General features: G+C 66.8%; 7 protein-coding genes. 4 read left to right on the top strand and 3 right to left on the bottom strand.

All coding sequences use genetic code 11. The features are described 5' to 3' along the window. The 3 genes from CVM52_RS23710 to CVM52_RS23700 form a co-directional block, all read right to left on the bottom strand. On the bottom strand, positions 1-537 hold a 537-nt coding region (locus CVM52_RS23710), incomplete at its 3' end, for a flavoprotein (RefSeq protein ID WP_276308661.1). Between the two features lie 73 nt (positions 538-610). Beyond that, a complete protein-coding gene (locus tag CVM52_RS23705; protein ID WP_100164798.1) occupies positions 611-1,423 on the bottom strand; it encodes a ChaN family lipoprotein in 813 nt (270 codons plus the stop codon). Positions 1,424-1,460: 37 nt separating this feature from the next. Beyond that, positions 1,461-2,339 carry an RNA polymerase factor sigma-32 gene (locus tag CVM52_RS23700; RefSeq protein ID WP_100164797.1) on the bottom strand — a complete coding sequence of 293 codons (879 nt, stop codon included), beginning with the start codon at positions 2,337-2,339 and terminating at the stop codon, positions 1,461-1,463. Here CVM52_RS23700 and cobU point away from each other — a divergent pair. The 4 genes from cobU to CVM52_RS23680 all read left to right on the top strand — a co-directional run. Further along, complete coding sequence (cobU, locus tag CVM52_RS23695) at positions 2,323-2,955, top strand: bifunctional adenosylcobinamide kinase/adenosylcobinamide-phosphate guanylyltransferase (RefSeq protein ID WP_240621061.1); 633 nt, start codon at positions 2,323-2,325, stop codon at positions 2,953-2,955. The genes CVM52_RS23700 and cobU overlap by 17 nt on opposite strands. Beyond that, on the top strand, positions 2,952-3,530 hold the full coding sequence (locus CVM52_RS23690; RefSeq protein ID WP_100164795.1) for a histidine phosphatase family protein: 579 nt from the start codon (positions 2,952-2,954) through the stop codon (positions 3,528-3,530). The genes cobU and CVM52_RS23690 overlap by 4 nt, the downstream gene beginning before the upstream one ends. Positions 3,531-3,588: 58 nt before the next feature. Next, entirely contained in the window at positions 3,589-4,269 is a 681-nt protein-coding gene (locus CVM52_RS23685; RefSeq protein ID WP_100164794.1) for a glutathione S-transferase, read from the top strand. Positions 4,270-4,393: 124 nt separating this feature from the next. Then, positions 4,394-4,745: magnesium chelatase domain-containing protein (locus tag CVM52_RS23680; protein ID WP_133119961.1), on the top strand; the 352-nt coding region annotated here is incomplete at its 3' end.

Raw genomic sequence — 4,745 nt, 5'->3', positions numbered from 1 at the left:
CAGCGCCGCCGCCACCGCCGCGACGATCTCGGCCGGTTCGGCCATGCGCCCGGGGCCGAATTCGCCACAGGCCATGCTGCCGTCATTGGGGCCAACCGTGGCGATGCCGTCGGCCTGCAACGTGGCCAGGTTGCGCCGGGTCGCCGGATGCTCCCACATGCGCACGTTCATCGCCGGCGCCATCAGCACCGGCGTGTCGGTGGCCAGCAGCAGGGTCGAGGCCAGGTCATCGGCCTGCCCGCCCGCCATCTTTGCCATCAGATCGGCGGTGGCCGGCGCCACCACGATCAGATCGGCCGAGCGGGACAGTTCGATATGCCCCATCTCGGCCTCGTCCGTCAGGTCGAACAGGTGCTGGAACACCCTCTGCCCGGCCAGCGCCGAGACCGATAGCGGGGTGACAAATTCCGCCCCCGCGCGGGTCAGCACCGGCGTGACGCGGGCGCCGCCATCCTGCAGCCGCCGGATCAGTTCCAGCGCCTTATAGGCCGCGATTCCGCCACCGATGATCAGAAGAATACGTTTGTTCGCCAGCATTTAGCGCATCCCGGTTTCCGGACCGCCCCGACCATAGGCGGCAGGCCCGGGTTGCGCCAGTGCCAATTGGCGTTCAGCCGTCCTTGCGCAACGCCGCGCAGGGATCGTCGCGGCGCACCGGCGGCGCGCTCACCACCGCGTCAAATGCGCCCTCGATCTGCACCCCTTCCTCGGCCTGTCCCAGGGTGAAAACGCCGATCTCGGGCCGCAGCCGCTGCAGATACACCGGCAGGCCCCAGTCCTTGCGCGCATGGCCGTTGCCGGTGATCACCACCACCGGTGGCCCGGAATCGTTCAGTGCCTCGACCACCGCGCGCGCCAGCGCCGCGTCACGCAGCCGCTGGATATCGACCATCGGCGCCAGCATCTCGTCCGGCAGCGCGTCGCAATGGGCGGACTTCTGCATCGCCTGGCGCGCCGCCCGCTCGGCCTCGGGCAGCGGTTCGGTTAGACCGTAAACCGATGCCTCCTCGCCAAAGGCCGCGGCCAGCCCCGTCTCCATGCTTTGCCGCGCAACGTCGCGCGGCACATGGGCGCCATAGACCATTGCCAGCGGATGGGCGGCAAAAAGCGGCGCGTAATGGCTGAAATCCGGCCAGCCCGACGTGTCCCAGTCCAGCGCGACACGCAACGCCTCGGTCTCGGCGGCGAGGTCGGGAGTGACCCGTGCCGCCTGGTCGCGCGTCAGCATTTCGTAGACCACCGCCCGCGGTCGCAGCCGGGCGATGGTTTTCGCCTGGTATCGATGGTGATCGGGGTTGTCGTGGATCTCGCCCAGGATCACCACGTCGGCCTCGGACATTTTGGTCAGGATCGCGACCGAGGAGGTTTGCGCCGCCGTGGATGTGGCCCACAGCAACGCGATCAATACGAAAAGGAACTTCATGGGCGGTCAGTAAAACAGAGAAGGGCAACAATAAACTTCATAGCAGGAAATGCCGGACCTCGCGAGATTGCGACACCAACGATTTGCGCATTTTTTCAAAGGCCGCCGCCTCCAGCTGGCGCACCCGCTCCTTGGACAGGCCCAGCTCGTCCCCCAGGCTTTCCAGGGTACGCGGCGTCGGGCGCAGCTTGCGTTCGCGTACGATAAACCGTTCGCGCCTGTTCAGCGCCTGCATCGCCACCAGCAACCATTCACGCAGCTGATCATTGTCCAGCCGGTCCTCGACCAACTCGGCCGCCTGGGCGCCGTCATCTTCCAGGGCATCGATCCACTCGCGCCCGTCCTCATCGGCCGATTGCAGCGAGTTCAGCGAAAAGTCCGAACCGGACAGCCGCCCCTCCATCATTTCGACATCGTGCTGCGGCACGCCGATCTCTTCCGAGATCATCCGGTGCATTTCGTAGCGGTCGATCTGCTCGCCGCGCGCCGCCGCCTCGCGCTCCAGCCGCGCCTGCACCCGGCGCATGTTGAAGAACAGCGATTTCTGCGACGAGGTCGAGCCGGTGCGCACCATCGACCAGTTGCGCATCACGAAATCCTGGATCGAGGCCTTGATCCACCACACCGCATAGGTCGAAAAGCGCACGCCACGGTCCGGGTCGAACTTGTCGGCGGCTTTCATCAGGCCCAGGCCGGCCTCCTGAATCAGATCGTTCATCGGCGCGCCATACCGTCGGAACTTCGACGCCATCGAAATGGCAAGGCGCATATAGGCGGTGATCAGGCGATGCAGCGCCTCCTCGTCCCGGTGATCACGCCAGGCATAGGCCAGTTTCAATTCGGTCTCGGCATCCAGAAGTTCAGCCTTCATCGCGCGGCGCGAAAAGGAACGGTCTTCGGTGGTATCCAGCGGCATGCATCCAACTCCCGTGGCGGCAGAACCTTGTGCAAGGTTACTAGAGTCGTTACGCACAGTAACCTGTCTTGGTTCAAAAAAAGGTCAAATTAACGTGTTGCCAAAAACCACCCTCGTTCTGGGCGGCGCGGCTTCCGGAAAATCGGCCTATGCGGAAACGCTCGTTCTAAACACTTCAACACACTGCATTTATCTGGCGACCGCGCAAGCGTTCGACACCGAGATGCAGGCGAAAATCTGCCGGCATCAAAATCGCCGCGGCCCGGCATGGTCGACCATCGAAGCGCCGCTGAATGCGGCGGATGTGCTGGGAAAATTGGCAGAGGGTCAGGTCTGCCTGTTGGACTGTGCCACGCTCTGGCTCAGCAATCACCTGATGACGGAAAACGAGATCGAGGCCGAACAATCGGCCCTCTTGCACGCGCTGCGGCTCTGCCCGGCGCGCGTTGTCGTGGTCTCGAACGAAGTCGGCCACGGCGTCGTGCCCGACAACGCGCTGGCGCGACGGTTCCGCGAGGCACAGGGCCGGCTGAACATCGCCCTGGCCACCGAGGCCGACCTGGTGGTGCAGGTCACCGCCGGCCTGCCGCAGGTGCTGAAAGGACAGACGCCATGACCCGGCTGTTCCTGGTCCGGCACGGTCCGACCCACGTCAAGGCGATGGTCGGCTGGTCCGACGTGCCCGCCGACCTGGGCGACAGCGCCGCGCTGGCGCGGCTCTCCGCGCATCTGCCCGACACCGCGCTGGTGGTCTCCTCGGACCTGATCCGCGCCGTCGCCACCGCCGATGCCATCCAGGGTCCACGCCACCGCCTGCCGCACCTTGCCGGCCTGCGCGAGTTTCATTTCGGCAGCTGGGAGCTGCGCAGCGCCCCCGAGATCGAGGCCGCAGACCCCGCCCTTGCCCGCGCCTATTGGGACGATCCCGGCGACACCCGCCCACCCGGCGGCGAAAGCTGGAATGACGGGCGCCAACGCATGGATGCCGCCATTGATGCGCTGCTGCGCGATCATGCCGGGGGTGACCTGATCGTGGTGGCGCATTTCGGCCTGATCCTGTCCCAGTTGCAGCGCGCGCTGGCGGTCCCGGCGGCCCAGGTGCTGGCCCAGCCGATCGACACCCTGTCGGTCACCGCGCTGGAACGCAGCGGCACCGGCTGGCAGGTCGGGGCGATCAATCACCGGCCGTGATCGACAAGCCCACAAATCGGCGTTGGGCGCGGGTCGCAAACCCGCCTAACCTGCACATATGAATTATGATCTTCACATCGGCGACCGCCTGTTTTCCAGCTGGTCGCTGCGCGGCTGGCTTATGTTCGAGAAATTCGGCATTCCCTGTTCCGTTCACATGGTCGGCCTCTATACCGGCACCCTGGCGCAGGATCTGGCACCGCTGGCCCCGGCGCGGCTGGTCCCGGCGGTACGACTGCCCGAAGGCACCGTGCTGGGCGAAAGCCTCGCCATCGCCGAAACCCTGGCCGAACGCCACCCGCAGGCCGGGCACTGGCCCGCCGATCCGGCCTGTCGCGCCACCGCGCGCTGGCTCTGCGCCGAGATGGCCGCCGGCTTCCACGCGCTGCGCGACGCCTGCCCGATGCAGCTGCAACGCCAATATCGCGGCTTCACCGCCAGCGACGCGGTGCGCGCCGATCTGGCCCGCATCGAAACGCTGTGGGACCATGCCCGCGCCGTCTCGGGCCAGGGCGATGGCTGGCTGTTCGGCGCCTACAGCCTGGCCGAGGTGTTCTACGCGCCTGTCGCCGCGCGCATCGTCGGCTATGGCCTGCCGGTATCGGAGGCTGCGCTGGCCTATTGCCACGCATTGCTGCGCGATCCGGCGGTCAGGGCCTGGCGTGCCAAAGGCGCCAAGATCGCGTATGATCCCGACCCCTATGCCCTGCCCCTCGATTCAACCCCCTGGCCATTCTGACGCCGCACAGGCGCGGCTTTGCTTCGCGGAACCCAGATGCCGGGCCATGCCCCCCACGCCGCGTTAACCGTTCCTAAACCCCTGCCCCGCTAGCGATAGGGACGTTAACCAAACGGGGGACGGCATGGTCGCGCGCGCCTACACGGTGGCGTTCCAGGGGGTACAGGCCCGGCTGGTCGAGGTGCAATGCGCGGTGGCGCCCGGCCTGCCCGCCTTTGCCATTGTCGGGCTGCCGGACAAGGCGGTGTCCGAGGCGCGCGACCGGGTGCGCAGCGCCCTGAACGCGCTGGCCATCGCGCTGCCCTCGCGGCGGATCACCGTCAACCTGTCGCCCGCCGACCTGCCCAAGGAAGGCAGCCATTTCGACCTGCCGATCGCGCTGGCGCTGCTGGCGGCGCTGGACATCGTGCCGCCGGACGCCGCCGAAAATACCGTGGCCCTGGGCGAGCTGTCGCTTGACGCCTCGCTGGTGCCGG

The organism is Pseudooceanicola lipolyticus (assembly GCF_002786325.1).
Taxonomy (GTDB): Bacteria; Pseudomonadota; Alphaproteobacteria; order Rhodobacterales; family Rhodobacteraceae; genus Pseudooceanicola_C; species Pseudooceanicola_C lipolyticus.
This window is presented reverse-complemented; position numbering and strand designations above follow the sequence as displayed.